This window comes from Pseudomonas sp. HD57-3 (genome assembly GCF_056113135.1).
This window is the reverse complement of record NZ_CM148568.1, coordinates 2,080,924-2,098,656: the sequence shown is the minus strand read 5'-3', so window position 1 is coordinate 2,098,656 and position 17,733 is coordinate 2,080,924. Positions and strand designations below refer to the sequence as shown.

Here is a 17,733-nt window from a genome sequence, read left to right as displayed (position 1 = left end):
CAAAACCGCTCTAACTCAAGGCATACGGACTATAGCGCTGGGACGAAAATGTTGGTAATTTTCGCCCCGGTGATCACCAGGAGTTCTAATAATGAAAAAAGTCATGCTCAAAACCACCCTTAGCTTTGCCGTAACCGTGGCATCCACCCAGATCTTCGCAGCTGGCTTTGCCATCAACGAACACAGCATCAGCGGGATGGGGACTGGGTACGCCGGGCGATCTTCTTCTGCCGACGACGCAAGCACTGTTTATGGCAACCCTGCTGGCATGTCGCGCATCACGCGCGAACAAGTCACTGGCGGTGTTGCATTCCTCGACGCAAAAACCGATATCAGCGACGCCAGCTCCAGCCCGAACGGCGGCAGCAACAAAGGCGATATGGTGCCCTTCACCTCCGTACCTATGGGCTACTACGTCAAGCCGATCGACGAGCATTGGGCATTCGGCCTGGGTGTGTACGTACCCTTCGGCCTGATCACCGACTATGAAAACGGCTTCGCCGGCCGTTACTTCGGCAGCAAGTCCGAAGTCCAGGTCATCACCTTCCAGCCGACCGTCAGCTACAAATTCAACGACGTGGTGTCGATCGGTTTCGGTCCGACCATCAACCGCATCGACGGTGCGCTGGAATCCAACCTGTCGATCACTCAGGCTGCGCCGGACGGCAAGGTCAAGATCAAGGGTGACGACACCGCACTGGGCTACAACATCGGCGTACTGGTACAGGCTACCGACACCACTCGCCTGGGTCTGACCTACCACTCGAAAGTCGACTACAAGCTCGAAGGCAACACCAAGGTCAACTACGGTGTGCTGGGCGCGATCGGCCTGGGTGCGAACCAGAAATACGACGCTTCGCTGAAGATTACCACGCCTGAATCCGTGGACCTCTCGGTCACTCAGGCGATCAACGATCGCTGGAACGTCTACGCCGGTACCACCTGGACCCGTTGGAGCCAGCTGGAAAAGATCACCGTCAAGAACTCCGGTGTACAGCCTCTGCTGGCTGGCCAGTTCGGCGAGATCACCGAAGAACAGAACTGGCATGACACCTGGGCTTACGCCATCGGTACGTCCTACCAGCTGAACAAGGAATGGGTACTGCGTACCGGTCTGACGTTCGACCAGTCGCCGACCAACAACGTCGACCGTTCGCCACGCATCCCGACCGGCGACCGGACCATTTTCAGCATCGGTGCCGGCTGGAGCCCGACTGAAGACCTGACCATCGACGTTGCCTACTCGTACCTGAAGGAAGAGAAGGTCAACATCCGCAACGAAAACGATCGTGGCCAGAGCTACAACTCGCAGTATGAAAACTCGGCAAACGGCTTCGGTGTCGGCGCAACCTACCGCTTCTGATGCTGTACGGCGAGGCTGAGCTCTTTACCATTTGAGGCCTCGCCCACTAAAAAGCCCCGCTCTCTTCACAGAGGCGGGGCTTTTTGATGGGCGTCGATCAGGGTTTCAGCGGTTTGGAGGCAATGGCTTTCTCGATGGCTGCCAGAAACTCCGGATCATCCGGTTTGGTCAAGCTGGAGAAATTGGCGATCACCTTGCCCTGGCGGTCGATGACGTATTTGTAGAAATTCCACTTCGGTGCACTGCTCTGTTTGGCCAGCACCTGAAACAGATGAGTCGCATCGTCACCCCGCACCTTCTGCGGCTCGGTCATGGTGAAGGTTACGCCGTAGTTGGCGTAGCAGACCTTGGCGGTCTCGGCGCTGTCCTTGGACTCCTGCTTGAAGTCATTGGAGGGCACGCCGAGCATTTCAAGGCCCTGGGCCTTGTAGCGCTGATTGAGCGCTTCGAGCCCCTCGAACTGCGGAGCGAAACCACAGAAGCTGGCCGTGTTGATCACGACCAGCGGTTTGTCGGCGTAGCGCTGACACAGGTCGATGGATTCCTTGGCCCGCAACTTGGGCAGCGAACCTTGCAACAGATCCGGACAGTCCGCGGCCTGGGCCAGTCCGGTCAACGCCATCAGCAACGCGGGAACAGCACACCAGCGCTTGAGCATGTCGGGCATCCTTGAGCAATCGTCAGACCCCGACGTTACTCGCCCTCCCGCCGGTCTAGCAAGCACCCATGCCCAACTGCATCAGCGCCAGCCCGCCCTGATGCCAGCCCCACCACACCAGCGCCAGCAATGCGGCGCCGAGTGCGGTGACGACGATCTGCGGCCAGAAACGGCTCATGCGGCGCTCGCACGCGGTTGCAGTCGCTCGACCGGACGCTCGCGCACCGGCCAGTTCAGCGCTGCCGCCAACAGGCTCAAGAGAACCGCCACTTGCCAGATCAAGTCATAACTCCCCGTCCGGTCATACACCACCCCGCCCAGCCAGCCACCGAGGAACGAACCCAACTGATGGAACAGGAACACGATACCGCCGAGCATGGACAGGTTTCGTACGCCAAACAAGGTCGCCACCGTACCGTTGGTCAACGGCACCGTCGACAGCCACAGAAAGCCCATGGCCATGCCGAACAGATAGGCCGAAGTCGTCGTCACCGGCAGCCACAGGAACAGCACGATCACCACCGCCCGCAGCAGGTACAACCCGGTCAGCAGACGCGGTTTGGACATCCGCCCGCCGAGCCAACCGGCGGTGTACGTACCGAAGATGTTGAACAGACCGATCAACGCCAGCACCGTGGTGCCGACACTCGCCGGCAAATGCTGATCGACCAGATACGCCGGCAGGTGCACGCCAATGAACACCACCTGAAATCCGCAGACGAAAAAACCGAACGCCAGCAACCAGAACCCGGAATGCGAGCAGGCCTCACGCAGCGCTTCGGACAGGGTTTGCTCATGCCCGAGCACCGGCAGCGGCTTGTCCTTGAGCATGCTAACCAGCGGCACGATCAACGCCACCAGCAGGCCCAGCACCAGCAACGCCGCCGACCAGCCGAGCCAGCCAATCAGACCGAGGGTGCCCGGCAGCATGGCGAATTGGCCGAAAGAACCGGCAGCACTGGCAATGCCCATGCCCATGCTGCGTTTTTCCGGCGGCACAGCGCGGCCAACCACACCGAGGATGACCGAGAACGAAGTGCCGGAAAGCCCGATGCCGATCAGCAGACCTGCGCTCAGGGACAGGCCCAGCGCCGTTTCCGACAGGCCCATGAACACCAGGCCCAAGGCGTACAGCACACCTCCGATCAGCACCACTTTTGCCGCGCCGAAGCGGTCGGCCAGTGCGCCGGTAAACGGCTGCGCCAGGCCCCAGATCAGGTTCTGCAAGGCGATGGCGAAGGCGAACACTTCACGACCCCAGCCAAACTGGGCGCTCATCGGCGACAGAAACAAACCGAAACCGTGCCGCACGCCCAATGACAACGCCAGAATCAGCGCGCTCCCCAGCAACACCCAACCGCACGTACGCCACATCGAACTCATTGTTATTCTCCAGTCGCGGGTATATACCCGCTTAGATTCGGAAAAAACCGGCCCTCAGGCCAGTTCATCCAACAGCCGCAGCAAGGTTTCACGCTTCTCGGCACCCAGTCGGTCGATCAACCGCTGTTGCGCCGCTTCCCAGGCCGGCAAGGCTGCTGCCAGGCGTTGCGCACCGGTTTCGGTGAGCCGGACGATGCGGTTGCGCATGTCCTCGCCCTCGGCCAGCGCCACCAGGCCCTCGCCTTCCAGCACCCGCAGATTGCGCCCGAGAGTGCTGCGGTCCAGGCCCATCGCTTCGGCCAGTTCGGAAATGCTCGGCTGATCCAGCCGCTGCAGGTTGCACAGCAAAGAATACTGGGCAACGTTGATCCCGAAGCCGTCGAGAGCGCCGTCGTAATGCCTGCTGACGCCACGCGCGGCGCGTCGCAGGTTGGTGCACAAACACTGAGAAGGAAGCATGATGCGTGTATATACCCGCGACTGTGTTAAATCAAGTTACAGATCAAAGTTACTTATCAAAACAAGGCCAGCCCGACCAGCACTGACATCTCCAGCAATTCCAGCAGGGCACCGGCCGTATCACCGGTGGTTCCGCCCAATCGCCGCACCATCAAATGCCGTAGCCAGATGAACACGACAACCGCCAGCAGCAGCGCCACGACGGCGTTGAACCCAGCGATCACCACGCATACCGCTGCGCTCACCGCCAGCACCTGCCAACCCGTCTTGCGTGGCAGATGATCAGCCAACGCCTGCCCCAATCCACCGGCCCGCACATAAGTCGTGGTGAGGAACAGTCCGAGCAGCGCCGCACGCCCGATCAGCGGCACGATGATCAACGCTATACCCTGCTGTTGTTCGATCAACGCCAGCAACGCGGCGAACTTGAGCAACATCACCAGCACCAGCGTCACCACCGCGATCGGCCCGCTGCGCGGATCCTTCATGATCGTCAGCGTACGCTCGCGATCACCGAAACCGCCGAGCCACGCGTCAGCGCTGTCCGCCAACCCATCGAGGTGCAATGCGCCGCTGAGCAGCACCCACACCGTCAGCAACAGTGCTGCGTGCAACAGCAATGGCGCGCCGCCCAACGCAATGTTCAGCGCCCAGAGGATCACGCCGAACAGCAAGCCCACCATCGGATAAAACAGCAGCGAGCGCCCGAGCTGTTCAGGCGCCGGCATGCCCGGCAGACGAATCGGCAGGCTGCTGAGAAATTGCAGGGCGATCCACAGGGACAGCATCTCAGCACACTTCCTTGAGCGAACCGTCGGCCTCGACGATCAGCGAAAACAGCGCGCCGTGAGCGACTTCGACATTCAGCAACTGCTCACGGGGCAAACCACGGGCCCGCGCCAGCAACAGACGCATGACGCCGCCATGACTGACCAGCAACACCCGCTCACCCGCGTGCGCTGCATGCAGTCGCATCACCGCCGCCAGCACCCGCGCAGAAAAATCGCTGACCGGCTCACCCTGCGGCGGAGTAAACCCATACGGATCCGCCCAGAACAGCCCAAGCGCCTCGGCATCGGTTTCCATCAACGCCGCCGCGCTTTGCCCTTCCCAGGCACCGAAATGCAACTCTTGCAGATTCTTCTCCAGAGATACCGGCAGATCCCGCTGCGCGCTCAACTCTTCAGCAAACCGCGCGCAACGCTGCAACGGCGAACTGACCAGCCGATTCCACGGCCCCTGCCCGCTCACCGCCTCGCGCATCTGCGCCCAGCCTTTTTCGGTCAGTGCGTCGTCGAGGCTGCCACGCAGGCCGCCGCCGAGTTCGGTTTCACCGTGGCGCAGCAGATCCAGACGCAAGGTCATGCCGGGCGATCCGCCACCGCGGCTTCGGCGAAGGTCGCCATCTGCCCGTGCAGGTCGCAGGCCAGACGCAACAACGGCACCGCCAGCGCGGCGCCACTGCCCTCGCCCAGACGCAGGCCCAGTTCGAGCAGCGGTTCAGCGCCGAGGGTTTCCAGCACATGTCGATGACCCGGCTCGGCACCGCGATGACCGAACAGCAGCCACTCACGGCAGGCCGGATTCAAACGCACCGCCACCAGTGCGGCGACCGTGCAGATAAAACCGTCCACCAGCCCCGCCACACCTTCCTGAGCACAGGCCAGATACGCACCGACCAAAGCCGCAATCTCAAAGCCGCCGAGATTGAACAGGGTCTGCAACGCGTCGCCACGCTGCGCCGCATGCAGCGCCAGCGCCCGCTCGATCACCTGCGCCTTGTGGCTGACGCCTTCGGCATTCAGCCCGGTGCCCGGACCGGTCAGATGCGTCACCGGGCAATCCAGCAAGGCACAAGCCAGCGCACTGGCGGCGGTGGTGTTGCCGATGCCCATTTCGCCGCCGATGAACAATTGCGCGCCTGCCGCTTTCGCGCGCAGCACACTGTCGCGGCCGCCCTGCAAGGCGAGCTCGCCCTGGGCCCGAGTCATCGCCGCGCCCTTGGCGAAATTCGCCGTGCCCGGGCCGATGTTCAGGTGACGCACGCCCGGCATGTTCAGCGACGGGGTCACGGTGCCCAGATCCACCACTTCCAGCTGCGCGCCGAGTTGCCGCGCCAGCACGCTGATCGCCGCACCGCCGCTGACGAAGTTCAGCAGCATCTGCCCGGTGACTTCCTGCGGGAACGCGGAAACCCCTTCGGCGACAACGCCATGGTCGCCGGCAAAAATCGCGATCCAGACCTGATCGAGTGTCGGTTTGACCTGGCCCTGCAATCCCGCCAGTTGCACCGCCACCGATTCAAGCTGCCCGAGAGAGCCGGCGGGTTTGGTCAATTGCTGCTGACGCGCCGCCGCGTTTTCAACGGCTTGCGCATCCACCGGTTTGCACGGGTTCAGCCACCAGGCTTTGGTCATAACGCAGGTCCTTTCAGAGTCAGGGGCAGGCCGGCGACCGTCAGGACGACTCGCTGACAACGCTCGGCCAGAGCTTGATGCAGCCAACCGGCTTCATCGACGTAGCGGCGAGTCAATTCGCCCAGCGGCACGACACCCATTCCGGTTTCGTTGCTGACAAAAATGATTTCACCCGGCAGCGACGCCAGGCATTCGAGCAGGGCCTCGCGTTCGGCGGCGAGGCGTTCGGCGTCATCGAGCATCAGCAGATTGGTCAGCCACAGCGTCAGGCAATCCACCAGCAGGCAGCGCTCGGGACCGGCGTTTTCGCGCAGGACACGGGCCAGCTCCAGCGGCTCCTCAATCAACGCCCACTCGACGGGACGACGGGCGCGATGATGGGCGACGCGCTCATTCATCTCGCCGTCAAGCGGCTGGCTGGTGGCGATGTATGTCACGGCCAGTGCGCTGTCAGTGGCGAGCTTTTCCGCCAGGCGACTTTTACCGGAGCGGGCGCCGCCGAGGATCAACTGGAGCATGGAGGCATCCTGAAAAAAATTCGTTGAGACAACTGGCCTCTTCGCGGGCAAGCCCGCTCCCACAATGGATGTCGGCCGGACATGGCACTTGAGTACACCTCAGCCCCCTGTGGGAGCGGGCTTGCCCGCGAAGAGGCCATCACATCCAGCCTGGATGCCACAAAGTTCACACAACAGATCGGTATCCAGATGCTTCTCCACCAGATCCGCCAAGCGCTCGATATCGCGTTCACGCAGGCCGTGGTAATCCACCTCCTGCACATCGTTCAGACCGGCCCAGCGCAACAGCGCCGCACTGGCCGCCGGCGATTCGAACAGGCCATGCAGGTAGGTGCCGAAAATCTGCCCGTCGAGGCTTTGAGCGCCGTCGCAGCGGCCGTCGTCCAGATGCACCGCAGCATTTTCCAGCGCAGCTCCCGTGGTCACACCAGCATGAATTTCGTAGCCGCTGACTTCGGCGTCTTCCAGCGCCAGACGCCCGCGCACATTGCGCAATTGCTTCTCGGCTTCGAGCTGTGTTTCGAACGCCAGCAGCCCCAGACCGGCGCTGGAACCCCGCGCGCCTTCAAGGCCCAGCGGATCGTGCACTTGCTCGCCGAGCATTTGCAGGCCGCCGCAGATCCCGAGTAATTTGCCGCCGTAACGCAGGTGACGGCGGATGGCCGATTCCCAGCCATTGGCGCGCAGATACGCCAAATCACTGCGCACGCTTTTCGAGCCCGGCAGGATGATCAAGTCGGCCGGCGGAATCGCTTGCCCCGGACCGATGAATTGGAGATCCACCTGCGGATGCAGCCGCAGCGGATCGAAATCGGTGTGGTTGCTGATGCGCGGCAGCACCGGCACCACCACTTCCAGGACTTGCTCGGCCTTGTCGGTCTGACGCTGGTCGATGCCGTCCTCGGCCTCCAGATGCAAGTCCATCACGTACGGCAGCACGCCCACCACCGGCTTGCCGGTGCGTTGTTCCAGCCAGTCGAGGCCCGGTTGCAGCAAGGCGATGTCACCGCGAAAACGGTTGATGATGAAGCCTTTGACCCGTGCCTGTTCGCTCGGCGACAGCAGTTCCAGCGTACCCACCAGATGGGCAAACACGCCGCCACGATTAATGTCGGCAATCAGCAACACCGGGCAATCCACCGCTTCGGCGAAGCCCATGTTGGCGATGTCGCCGGCGCGCAGATTGATCTCTGCTGGCGACCCAGCGCCTTCGACCATCACCAGCGGATACGCGGCTCTCAAGCGCTCGTGGGAAGCGAGCACGGCTTGCATGGCGATGGCTTTGTAGTCGTGATAGGCGACGGCGTTCATGCTGGTGACCGCCCGACCGTGGATGATGACCTGGGCACCGGTGTCACTGTTGGGCTTGAGCAGCACCGGGTTCATGTCGGTGTGCGGTTCGAGGAACGCCGCCTGGGCCTGCACCGCTTGCGCGCGGCCGATCTCGCCGCCGTCGGCAGTCACCGCGCTGTTGAGCGCCATGTTCTGCGGTTTGAACGGCACCACGGCGACACCCTGACGGGTTGCCCAGCGGCACAGCGCCGTCACCAGCGTACTTTTGCCGGCGTCGGAGGTGGTGCCCTGCACCATTAATGTGGTCATGCTGGTTTTTCCATGGAGCAATGCTTGGCGAATGCTTGCAGGGCTTGCTCAAGGCGCGCCTCGTCGGCGGCATCGGCGGGCAGGCCGAATCGCAGGCTGCTGTTGTGCGCAAACAGGCGCAGGAGAATGCCGCGACGAGCCATGAATTCGTGCAGCACGGCGGCCTGTTCGGTGATCAGCCACTGAAACAGCGCGCAGCCGCCCTGCGGTTTGAAGCCGTGGCGCTCAAGCAGCGCAGCCAGCCGTTCGCTGGCCTCGTCGCTGCGGATCCGCTGGCGGGTATGGCCTTCGGTGTCGCGCAGACAGGCCTGGCCAAGCACCCGGGTCGGCCCGCTGACTGCCCACGGCCCGACCTGTTCGGCCAACAACCGGAGCAACTTGCGCTCGGCCAGCACGAAGCCCAGCCGCACACCGGCCAGACCGAAAAACTTGCCGAACGAGCGCAACACGATCAACCCAACCTGATGCGCATGCGGGGCCAGACTCAGCTGCGGCGTGTTGTCCATGAACGCTTCGTCGACCACCAGCCAGCCGCCGCGCTGGGCCAGCCGCGCATGCCAGTCGAGCAGGCGCGCCGGGGTCAGATTCAGGCCCGTTGGATTGTTCGGATTGACCACCACCAGCACGTCGAGGCTGTCGAGAAAGAAATCGACTTCCTGCTCCAGCACCTCGCGCACGATATAGCCGCTGCGCCGCCAGGCTTCGGCATGCTCGGCATAACACGGCGACAGCACGCCGACCTTGCCGGCGCGACGCAATCGCGGCAGCAGTTGAATGGCCATCTGCGAACCGGCAACCGGCAGCACTTGGCCGGCCCCGTAGTAATCACACGCAGCCTGCTCCAGACCGTCATCGTTTTCCGGCAGGCGCGCCCACGCCCGCAACGGAATCTCCGGGACCGGAAACGGCCATGGCGCTAGCCCCGTGGACAGGTCGAGCCAGTCTTCTTCCGCGATGCCGTATTCGAGCGCCGCCCTGCGCAACCGGCCACCGTGCTCAAGCATAGAATTCAGCCCCCACGCAGAGAATCAGCAGCCATAACCATACCCCGCGCTGGACCAATTGCCAGCCGCGATCAATGGAATCGGCATCCGCCTGCACGCCCTCGCCCAGTTGCGGACGCTCGTGCAGCTCGCCGTGGTAAATCGCCGGGCCTCCCAGCTCGACGCCCAAGGCACCTGCGCCGGCGGCCATTACCGGGCCGGCGTTCGGGCTGTCCCATTTCGGCGCCTGAGTGCGCCAGCATTTCAGCGCCAGTCGGGTCTTGCCCAGCAGCGCGTAGGTCAACGCCACCAGCCGCGCAGGAATGTAGTTGAGGACGTCGTCGATTTTTGCCGCTGCCCAGCCGAATCGCTCGAAGCGTTCGTTGCGATAGCCCCACATCGCATCGAGCGTATTGCTCAGACGATAGAGCACCACGCCCGGCGCACCAGCCACGGCAAACCAGAACAGCGCGGCGAACACCGCATCGCTGCCGTTCTCCAGCACCGACTCGGTGGCGGCGCGGGCGACAGCGGTGCTGTCCAGCTCATCGGTCTGGCGACTGACCAGATAACCCACACGCTTGCGCGCCTCTTCCAGATCATCGGCGCGCAGGGCCTTGGCCACCGGCTCGACGTGCTCACCCAGACTGCGCATGCCGAGGGCGCAATACAGCGCAAGAATCTCGACGACCCAGCCCACGTAAGGCGCCCAGGAAAACGCCGTGGCCAGCAGGGTCAGCGGCAACACCGCGATCACCCACGCGGTAACGCCATGGCTGCGCCAGCCACGACCAGCGCTATTGAAACGTTGCTCGATGCGCCCGGCGAAATTGCCGAACGCCACCAGCGGATGCCAGCGTTTCGGTTCACCCAGCAGCGCATCCAGCGCAACCGCGGCGACACTCAACAACGCCACACTCATTGACTCACTCCCCAAAAATTTTCATACAGCAGCTCATTGAGCGGACGCGCCTGCGCCCACCCTTCGAGTACCAGCATCGGCGCCGGATAGAATTCCTTGACCGGCCCCAGGCAAAGCACCGCCAGCGGCTTGGCCCCGGCCGGCAGTTTCAGCAGATCGGCCAGCGCCTGCGGCTCGAACAGCGACACCCAGCCCATGCCCAACCCTTCGGCACGCGCGGCGAGCCAAAGATTCTGGATTGCGCAGGACAACGACGCCATGTCCATTTCCGGCAGCGTGCGACGACCGAAAATATGCCGCTCGCGATCGTCCATCAACGCGGCGACCAACACTTCGGCGCAGTCGTTGATGCCTTCAACCTTAAGCTTCATGAACTCGTCACTGCGCTCGCCGAGGGCTTCGGCAGTGCGCACGCGTTCTTCTTCAACAAGGTTCTGGATCTGGCCACGCAAGGTGCGGTCGCTGATACGGATGAAGCGCCACGGCTGCATCAGGCCGACGCTCGGTGCCTGGTGCGCGGCTTCAAGCAAACGGCGCAACAGTTCAGGCTCGACCGTGCCGCCGCTGAAATGGCGCATGTCGCGGCGTTCGGCGATGGCGCGGTAGACCGCTTCGCGCTCGGCGTCAGTGAAGGCGTTGTCGGTCATGGCACCAACAGTGCGGCAATCGCCGACGGATTCGACGGAAAGTAAAAATGCACGTACGAGGCGGTCATTCGCCCTTCCCGGTACACCGCTTCCGCGCCACGCCCGCCGTTGGGACTGTGGCCACGGGCAATCGGCGTCAGTTCGGTGGTGGTCAGGGAATGGTGATAGGTGTGGCCGCGCAATAGGCCTTCCGGCAGGTCGACTTCTTGCAATGCCAGCGCGGCGAGGCGTTTTTGCATCACGGCGTCGCCACTCAACAGGCCGACCAAATCAGCGCGGGTGCCTTCGACATCGGTCAACGAGTCGAGCAGATAAAGCATGCCGCCACATTCGGCGAGCAGCGGTTTGCCGGCCGCATGATGCGCGCGGATCGCTTTGAGCATGTCGGCGTTCTGCGACAAGGCAACGTGGTGCAATTCCGGATAGCCGCCGGGCAGGTACAGACTGTCGGCGTCGGGCAATTGCGCATCGCGGATCGGCGAGAAGAAACTCAGCTCGGCGCCCATCGCCCGCAACAGATCGAGACTGGCGCCGTAGGTAAAGGCGAAGGCTTCGTCGCGGGCGACGGCAATTCGCACGCCTTCGAGCAGCTTTTCGGTCTCAATGATTTCAGGCGCGGCGAATTCCACAGCCGGTGGCAGCGCTACCTCGCAAGTGCCGGCCAGTGCTTCGGCGGCGGCGTCGAGGCGCACATCGAGATCATTGAGTTCGCTGGCCTGCACCAGGCCGAGATGACGGCTCGGCAGTTCGATTCCGGTTTCCCGGGACAACGCGCCGTACCAGCGCAGGCCTTCGGTGAGGCTGCCCTCGAGCAATTGCGCATGGCGCACAGTGCCGACACGGTTGGCCAGCACGCCGGCGAACGGCAAGTCCGACTGATAGCGCGCCAGGCCCAGGGCCAAGGCGCCGAAGGTCTGGGCCATGGCCGTGCCGTCGATCACGCCGAGCACCGGCACGCCGAAATGCCGGGCCAGGTCGGCACTCGACGGCGTACCGTCAAACAAACCCATCACGCCTTCGATCAGGATCAGATCGGCTTCAGCGGCGGCTTCCCACAAAAGACGTCGACTTTCCTGCTCGCCGACCATCCACATGTCCAGTTGATAGACCGGCGCACCGCTGGCGCGCTCGAGGATCATCGGGTCGAGAAAGTCCGGACCGCACTTGAATACGCGAACCTTGCGCCCCTGATTGCGATGCAGACGGGCCAGCGCAGCGGTGACGGTGGTCTTGCCCTGACCGGAAGCCGGCGCGGCGATCAGTACCGCCGGGCAGTGACGTGGTTGATTCAAAGTTCGACGCCTTTCTGCGCTTTGATGCCGGCCTGGAAGGCGTGCTTGATCATGCCCATTTCGGTGACGGTGTCGCCCATCTCGATCATTTCCGGCTTGGCGGCGCGACCGGTAACGATCACATGCTGCATCGGCGGACGGGCCTGGAGATCGCTGAGTACCTGATCCAGATCGAGGTAACCGTGCTTGAGGGCGATGTTCAGTTCATCGAGCACCACCAGACCGATCGACGGATCACGCAGCAGCTCGCGAGATACTTCCCACGCTGCCTCGGCGGCGGCGATGTCGCGCTGGCGGTCCTGGGTTTCCCAGGTGAAGCCTTCGCCCATCACATGAAAGCGCACTTGCTCGGGGAAGCGACGGAAGAACAGCTCTTCGCCGGTGCTGTTGCGGCCCTTGATGAACTGCACCACGCCGCACTGCATGCCGTGGCCCATGGCGCGGGCGAGCATGCCGAACGCCGAGCTGCTTTTGCCTTTGCCGTTGCCGGTCAGCACCAGCACCAGGCCGCATTCGTCTGGCGAATTGGCGATGCGTTCGTCGATGACGGCTTTTTTGCGCTGCATGCGCGCAAGGTGGCGCTCGTCGCGTTCGGGGGAATCAGTCATGGGGGAGCTCTCCGTTGAGGCTGGATAACGGCGGGCAGGCACAAGAATAGACGGCAACAAGCCTGGCATCGCCCACCATGATGCCGCTGGATGGATCAGGCCGGTCTCCGGGCTCATGAGCGGCTTGCGCCTGGCTGCGCGCCTTCCCGCTTTTACGCAGTGGCATCAGACGCAGCTTTTACTCATTTACCGTTGCGGGGGCAGCGCCGGGATCGTGAGGGTTCATCGCTTGAAGACCCGCCTCACCGGCTTCCCTGTTTCACTCTGTCGACATGCGCCACAGAGCACCTGAAACAAGCCGCGAAGGTTAGAGGGTTGGGGGTGGAGCGTCAATTGAAGAGGGGCTTGTGCGGCGAATAACTGCCGCCGATCAATTAACTGACGCCAATCTTGTGCCACACTGTCAGCAGTGATATCAAAGAGCCATGCTTTTTGACTGCAGAGAGCACATCACAATAACAAGGGAGAGCACCATGCAAGGCATGATCATCAGCAATCCGCGGCTGGAATTCCTGCGCCCGGTGCTGGAACGCTGGTTTGACTGTATCGACCGCTACAACGCCGTGCGCGGCGACAATGACACGCCCTACTGGCACGACGAAAAAGCCAACCTCGGCCTGCTGTCGGCCGCTGCCTGGATGGCCGAACTGGTCACCCTGCGCGACACCGCCACCCGCAAACAAAACGAAGAAGGCGAGCGCAATGCCCGCGCCGACCTGTTTATCGCTGGCGCCGAGGATCGCGCCTTCATTCAGGCCACCCAACGCTGGCCACGCGTCACCAGCCTGAATCTGACGCAGGCCCTGGTAGATATCACCAGCGATGCCAAGCGCATCAGCTACGCCAGCGACCTGAAACTCGGCTGCCTGTTCGTCGCCCCGCAAAAAGCCCAGCACAGCGCCAGCCCGGAAGAGCTGCAGGACATGGTCGACGACCTGCAAAAGGAACACACCTGCGCCGTCGCCTGGTATTTTCCCTACGCCTATCGCAAATTGCGCAGCGAAGCCGGCAACTATCACCCCGGCATTGCCGTGCTGTTCAAGGAAGCCCGCGGCTGAGGGTTGAACCATCGGGCTTGTGCGCTTCTCTATGATTAAGAATGCATTCATAGGGAAGATCAGCAATGCGCAAGCCCCAGCTCGTTTTCGTCATCGTGATCGCCGGAGGGCTCGCCGCCTGTGGTGAATCCTCCAGCCTGCAAGTCTCCGACGGCACCGGCCCGTCACCCCGATTGCCCGAACCGAACAAGACCCTGATCCCGACGGTGAACATCGCCCCGGCCATCGGCTGGCCGGCCGGCGCGAAACCGACGGCAGCGGCAGGCACGCAGGTAGCAGCCTTTGCCGAGAATCTCGATCACCCGCGCTGGCTGTACGTATTGCCCAATGGCGACGTGCTGGTGGCGGAAACCAACGCCCCGCCCAAACCCGACGACAGCAAAGGCATTCGTGGCTGGGTGATGAAAAAAGTCATGGGCCGTGCCGGTGCCGGCGTTCCCAGCCCGAACCGCATCACCCTGCTGCGCGATGCCGATCATGACGGCGTGGCCGAGACCCGCACGGTGTTCCTGCAGAACCTCAACTCGCCGTTCGGCATGACCTTGGTCGGCAACGATCTGTACGTGGCCGATACCGATCGCCTGCTGCGCTTCAACTACGAGCCCGGCGCGACCGAAATCAAGAGCCAGCCAATCAAGGTCGTCGACCTGCCTGGCGGTACGCTCAACCACCACTGGACCAAAAACGTTATCGCCAGCAAAGACGGCAGCAAGCTGTACGTGACGGTCGGCTCGAACAGCAACGTCGGCGAAAATGGCCTCGATCAGGAAGAAGGCCGTGCGGCGATCTGGGAAGTGGATCGCGCCACCGGCAACCACCGGATCTTCGCATCGGGCATCCGCAACCCCAACGGCCTGGCCTGGGAGCCGCAAAGCGGTGCGCTGTGGACTGCCGTGAACGAGCGCGACGAAATCGGCAGCGATCTGGTGCCGGACTACATCACGTCGGTCAAGGACGGTGGCTTCTATGGCTGGCCGTTCAGCTACTACGGCCAGCACATCGACGTGCGCGTGGAACCACAGCGGCCGGACATGGTGGCCAAGGCCATCGCTCCCGACTACGCCGTCGGCCCGCACACCGCGTCACTGGGCCTGACCTTCGCTGAAGGCAATCGCCTGCCGGCGCAGTTCAAGGAAGGCGCGTTCATCGGCCAGCACGGCTCGTGGAACCGCAAACCGCACAGTGGCTACAAGGTGATCTTCGTACCGTTCGCCGCTGGCAAACCGAGCGGAACGCCCGTGGACGTGCTGACCGGTTTCCTCGACAAGGACGAGAACGCGTTGGGTCGCCCGGTCGGCGTGGTGATCGACCAACAAGGCGGACTGCTGGTAGCCGATGACGTGGGGAACAAGGTGTGGCGGGTGTCAGCGGCCCGCTAGCGTATTGCAGGCATTAAAAAACCCGTGGGAGCCATTCAGCTCCCACGGGTTTTTATGTATCTGGATTACGGGTTATGCGCCAGATGCTCCGGCTGCAGAACGCGCTTGGCGCTCAGATAAGCCTTCTGCCAATACGCCTTCGACAGGCTGTCCAGCTTCACCGTGCCGCCGGTGGCCGGCGCATGAACGAAGCGCCCTTCCCCGACGTAGATTCCGGCATGGCTGACCTGCGAGCCGCCATTGGTGGCGAAGAAGATCAGGTCGCCGGTTTGCAGCCCTTCCTTGCCGACATTCGGCGCCTGCATCACGATCATCTCGCGGGTCGAACGCGGCAGGCTTATGCCCGCGGCGTCGCGGTAGACGAAACCGATCAGGCCACTGCAATCGAAGCCCGAATCCGGCGTATTGCCGCCCCAGCGATAAGGCGTGCCCACCAGCCCGAGCGCGCGGAACAGCACGTCTTCGGCAGCGGGGGAAAAGGCCTGGGAGGATCCGAACACGATCGGAGCGCGAACCACCGGCGCAGGCGGCGGAGTGCGACTGGCGCAGCCACTGAGCAGCGCTGCGAAGAACATCAAGGCAAAGCGGGCCGACATCGTCATATGCAGAACATCCTGATCTGGCTGAGGCTTTGACTGCCGATTCGACAGAAAACAAAACCGCCTGCGTTGGGACGCAGGCGGTTTGCCATCAATATAGATCAGGATTCTAGCGGCTACGCGGCAAACTTCAAGTAAGACTTTAACTTCACCTTGTAAAGTTTAAGTCTATTGCCCCTGAAGTACCGCTTGTCGCCACGAACGTGACGACAAAGGCGTGATTACTTGCGAGCGGTAACCACGGTTGGAGCGTTCGCCAAAGCGCGTTTGGCTTCGATGAAAGTCTTGCTCCAGTAGCTGTCGCCCAAGCTGTCGATGCGAACACCGCCGCTGCGACGAGAGCTGGAATGGATGAACTGGTTGTCGCCCAGGTAGATCCCGGCGTGGCTTACACGACCGCGACGACCATTGGTGGCGAAGAACAGCAGGTCGCCCGGCTCGAGGTTGCTGCGAGAAACCAGCGGCGCATCCACGTTGATCATTTCGCGGGTGGAGCGCGGCAGGTTCATGCCGGCTTCTTCGCGGAACAGGTAGCCGATGAAACCGCTGCAATCGAAACCGGCTTCAGAGGTACCGCCGAAACGGTAACGGGTACCGATCAGGGACATGCCGCGTTCGAGGATGCTGTCGGCCAGAACCGGAAGCTGGTAAGGCTTCTTGCCGTTGAAGTCGGCGAGTTCTTTTTCGGTGTACAGCTCTTCCTGGTAAATAACGGAAGACTGGGCGGTGGCAGAATTTTTAGCCTGTTGTTGCTGCTCTTGATTAACAGGTGAATGAGCAGCGCAACCGAACAACAGGGTGACGAGTGCGAGAGGCACGAGGGGTGCGAAGCGCTTTAGCATGGGCACGACCGTGGCTGATAGTTGTAAAGAAGCCGAGACTATGCCCGCTATCAGCCTCATTTGCAAATTCAATCGATCTTTTTGTGACTTCTCGGTTTCTCGTTAACATCTAAGCGCTTAAGCCTATTTGAATCGAGACGCGGCCTGTGCAACCCACAGGAAAGCGGGTTTTCTGGCGCCTGAAATATGCCGAAACCGGCTGAAAGCCCCGGTTTTACCAGCCCAGGGTTTCTTTCAGGAAGGGAATGGTCAGCTTGCGCTGAGCCTGCAAAGAGGCCTGATCGAGCTGCTCCAGCAGCTCGAAAAGCGCGCTCATGCTGCGGGTACCGCGAGTCAAAATAAAATGCCCGACTTCGTCGGTCAGATGCAGACCGCGACGGGATGCGCGCAATTGCAGGGCACGCAATTTGTCTTCATCGGAGAGAGGACGCATCTGGAAGATCAGCGCCAGGGTCAGGCGCGATTTCAGGTCAGCCAGTTTGATCGGCAGTTCACGCGGCGAAGTGGACGCCGCGATCAGCAAGCGGCGACCGCTGTCACGCAGACGGTTGAACAGATGAAACATCGCTTCTTCCCAGTCCGCCTTGCCGGCAATCACCTGCAAGTCGTCCAGACAGACCAGTTCGTACTGTTCGAGGTTGTCGAGAATTTCGATGCCGCGGTCCATCAACTCGGCCAGCGGCAGGTACACCGCCGGTTCACCCATCTGTTCGAAGCGCAGGCACGCGGCCTGCAACAGATGCGTACGCCCTACCCCGTGCTTGCCCCACAGATAGATCAGGCTTTCGGTCCAGCCGGCGTCGGCTTCGCATAGACGCTCGACATAGCCGAGTGCAGCGGCATTGGCGCCTGGGTAGTAGTTGATGAAGGTGGCGTCGTCACGCAGACGCACACCTAGGGGCAGCTGAATCGGTTTCATGCTGACTGAACAGTTCCCAAGGAACCGTTAGTGGCCTCTGTGTAAAGTGAGCGAAGTTTATACCCGTGAAGCGGAGCGCACAAT

At 62.2% G+C, this 17,733-nt stretch carries 20 protein-coding genes and 1 riboswitch; of the genes, 3 read left to right on the top strand and 17 right to left on the bottom strand.

Features of this window, described 5'->3' with window-relative positions:
- Nucleotides 1–91 precede the first annotated feature (91 nt).
- A complete protein-coding gene (locus tag AC0R79_RS09520) occupies nucleotides 92–1,363 on the top strand; it encodes an OmpP1/FadL family transporter (RefSeq protein WP_474734215.1) in 1,272 nt (423 codons plus the stop codon).
- A 97-nt stretch (nucleotides 1,364–1,460) separates the two neighbouring features.
- Here the strand turns inward: AC0R79_RS09520 and AC0R79_RS09515 are convergent, their stop codons facing one another.
- From AC0R79_RS09515 to cobO, 14 genes are all read right to left on the bottom strand, one after another.
- Nucleotides 1,461–2,021: a glutathione peroxidase gene (locus tag AC0R79_RS09515; RefSeq protein ID WP_127797348.1), complete on the bottom strand. Its 561-nt coding sequence runs from the start codon at nucleotides 2,019–2,021 to the stop codon at nucleotides 1,461–1,463.
- Nucleotides 2,022–2,076: 55 nt separating this feature from the next.
- A complete protein-coding gene (locus AC0R79_RS09510) occupies nucleotides 2,077–2,199 on the bottom strand; it encodes a hypothetical protein (RefSeq protein ID WP_269669306.1) in 123 nt (40 codons plus the stop codon).
- Nucleotides 2,196–3,404, bottom strand: coding sequence for an MFS transporter (locus AC0R79_RS09505; protein ID WP_007950414.1), 1,209 nt, complete (start codon nucleotides 3,402–3,404; stop codon nucleotides 2,196–2,198). Before AC0R79_RS09505 ends, AC0R79_RS09510 begins: the two co-directional genes overlap by 4 nt.
- A gap of 54 nt (nucleotides 3,405–3,458) precedes the next feature.
- Nucleotides 3,459–3,863, bottom strand: coding sequence for a MarR family winged helix-turn-helix transcriptional regulator (locus tag AC0R79_RS09500; protein WP_007950413.1), 405 nt, complete (start codon nucleotides 3,861–3,863; stop codon nucleotides 3,459–3,461).
- A 56-nt stretch (nucleotides 3,864–3,919) separates the two neighbouring features.
- On the bottom strand, nucleotides 3,920–4,651 hold the full coding sequence (locus tag AC0R79_RS09495) for an adenosylcobinamide-GDP ribazoletransferase (RefSeq protein ID WP_474734213.1): 732 nt from the start codon (nucleotides 4,649–4,651) through the stop codon (nucleotides 3,920–3,922).
- Between the two features lies 1 nt (nucleotide 4,652).
- A complete protein-coding gene (cobC, locus tag AC0R79_RS09490) occupies nucleotides 4,653–5,228 on the bottom strand; it encodes an alpha-ribazole phosphatase family protein (protein ID WP_474734212.1) in 576 nt (191 codons plus the stop codon).
- Nucleotides 5,225–6,280, bottom strand: coding sequence for a nicotinate-nucleotide--dimethylbenzimidazole phosphoribosyltransferase (gene cobT / locus AC0R79_RS09485; protein WP_474734210.1), 1,056 nt, complete (start codon nucleotides 6,278–6,280; stop codon nucleotides 5,225–5,227). The genes cobC and cobT overlap by 4 nt, the downstream gene beginning before the upstream one ends.
- The gene (cobU, locus tag AC0R79_RS09480; protein ID WP_064378675.1) at nucleotides 6,277–6,798 is read right to left on the bottom strand and encodes a bifunctional adenosylcobinamide kinase/adenosylcobinamide-phosphate guanylyltransferase; all 522 of its coding nucleotides are present in this window, start codon (nucleotides 6,796–6,798) and stop codon (nucleotides 6,277–6,279) included. The genes cobT and cobU overlap by 4 nt, the downstream gene beginning before the upstream one ends.
- A gap of 99 nt (nucleotides 6,799–6,897) precedes the next feature.
- Nucleotides 6,898–8,400, bottom strand: coding sequence for a cobyric acid synthase (locus tag AC0R79_RS09475; protein WP_474734209.1), 1,503 nt, complete (start codon nucleotides 8,398–8,400; stop codon nucleotides 6,898–6,900).
- Nucleotides 8,397–9,404: a threonine-phosphate decarboxylase CobD gene (gene cobD / locus AC0R79_RS09470; protein WP_474734207.1), complete on the bottom strand. Its 1,008-nt coding sequence runs from the start codon at nucleotides 9,402–9,404 to the stop codon at nucleotides 8,397–8,399. Before cobD ends, AC0R79_RS09475 begins: the two co-directional genes overlap by 4 nt.
- Nucleotides 9,397–10,305 (bottom strand): adenosylcobinamide-phosphate synthase CbiB, encoded by a 909-nt coding sequence (gene cbiB, locus AC0R79_RS09465; RefSeq protein ID WP_474734205.1) that lies wholly within the window; start codon nucleotides 10,303–10,305, stop codon nucleotides 9,397–9,399. Before cbiB ends, cobD begins: the two co-directional genes overlap by 8 nt.
- Nucleotides 10,302–10,952, bottom strand: a complete 651-nt coding sequence (bluB, locus tag AC0R79_RS09460) for a 5,6-dimethylbenzimidazole synthase (RefSeq protein ID WP_127797341.1) — start codon at nucleotides 10,950–10,952, stop codon at nucleotides 10,302–10,304. Before bluB ends, cbiB begins: the two co-directional genes overlap by 4 nt.
- Nucleotides 10,949–12,244 carry a cobyrinate a,c-diamide synthase gene (locus AC0R79_RS09455; protein WP_474734204.1) on the bottom strand — a complete coding sequence of 432 codons (1,296 nt, stop codon included), beginning with the start codon at nucleotides 12,242–12,244 and terminating at the stop codon, nucleotides 10,949–10,951. The genes bluB and AC0R79_RS09455 overlap by 4 nt, the downstream gene beginning before the upstream one ends.
- Nucleotides 12,241–12,852, bottom strand: coding sequence for a cob(I)yrinic acid a,c-diamide adenosyltransferase (gene cobO / locus AC0R79_RS09450; protein ID WP_007950401.1), 612 nt, complete (start codon nucleotides 12,850–12,852; stop codon nucleotides 12,241–12,243). Before cobO ends, AC0R79_RS09455 begins: the two co-directional genes overlap by 4 nt.
- An 81-nt stretch (nucleotides 12,853–12,933) precedes the next feature.
- Nucleotides 12,934–13,159, bottom strand: a riboswitch (cobalamin riboswitch).
- A gap of 166 nt (nucleotides 13,160–13,325) precedes the next feature.
- Here cobO and AC0R79_RS09445 point away from each other — a divergent pair.
- Both AC0R79_RS09445 and AC0R79_RS09440 read left to right on the top strand, forming a co-directional pair.
- Nucleotides 13,326–13,910 carry a hypothetical protein gene (locus tag AC0R79_RS09445; protein WP_115077050.1) on the top strand — a complete coding sequence of 195 codons (585 nt, stop codon included), beginning with the start codon at nucleotides 13,326–13,328 and terminating at the stop codon, nucleotides 13,908–13,910.
- Between the two features lie 65 nt (nucleotides 13,911–13,975).
- Complete coding sequence (locus AC0R79_RS09440; RefSeq protein ID WP_375746105.1) at nucleotides 13,976–15,289, top strand: PQQ-dependent sugar dehydrogenase; 1,314 nt, start codon at nucleotides 13,976–13,978, stop codon at nucleotides 15,287–15,289.
- A 65-nt stretch (nucleotides 15,290–15,354) separates the two neighbouring features.
- Here the strand turns inward: AC0R79_RS09440 and AC0R79_RS09435 are convergent, their stop codons facing one another.
- The 3 genes from AC0R79_RS09435 to hda form a co-directional block, all read right to left on the bottom strand.
- Nucleotides 15,355–15,891 carry a C40 family peptidase gene (locus tag AC0R79_RS09435; RefSeq protein WP_007950398.1) on the bottom strand — a complete coding sequence of 179 codons (537 nt, stop codon included), beginning with the start codon at nucleotides 15,889–15,891 and terminating at the stop codon, nucleotides 15,355–15,357.
- A 218-nt stretch (nucleotides 15,892–16,109) separates the two neighbouring features.
- The gene (locus tag AC0R79_RS09430; RefSeq protein ID WP_474734201.1) at nucleotides 16,110–16,730 is read right to left on the bottom strand and encodes a C40 family peptidase; all 621 of its coding nucleotides are present in this window, start codon (nucleotides 16,728–16,730) and stop codon (nucleotides 16,110–16,112) included.
- 214 nt (nucleotides 16,731–16,944) lie between these two features.
- Entirely contained in the window at nucleotides 16,945–17,649 is a 705-nt protein-coding gene (hda, locus tag AC0R79_RS09425) for a DnaA regulatory inactivator Hda (RefSeq protein ID WP_474734199.1), read from the bottom strand.
- Nucleotides 17,650–17,733 lie beyond the last annotated feature (84 nt).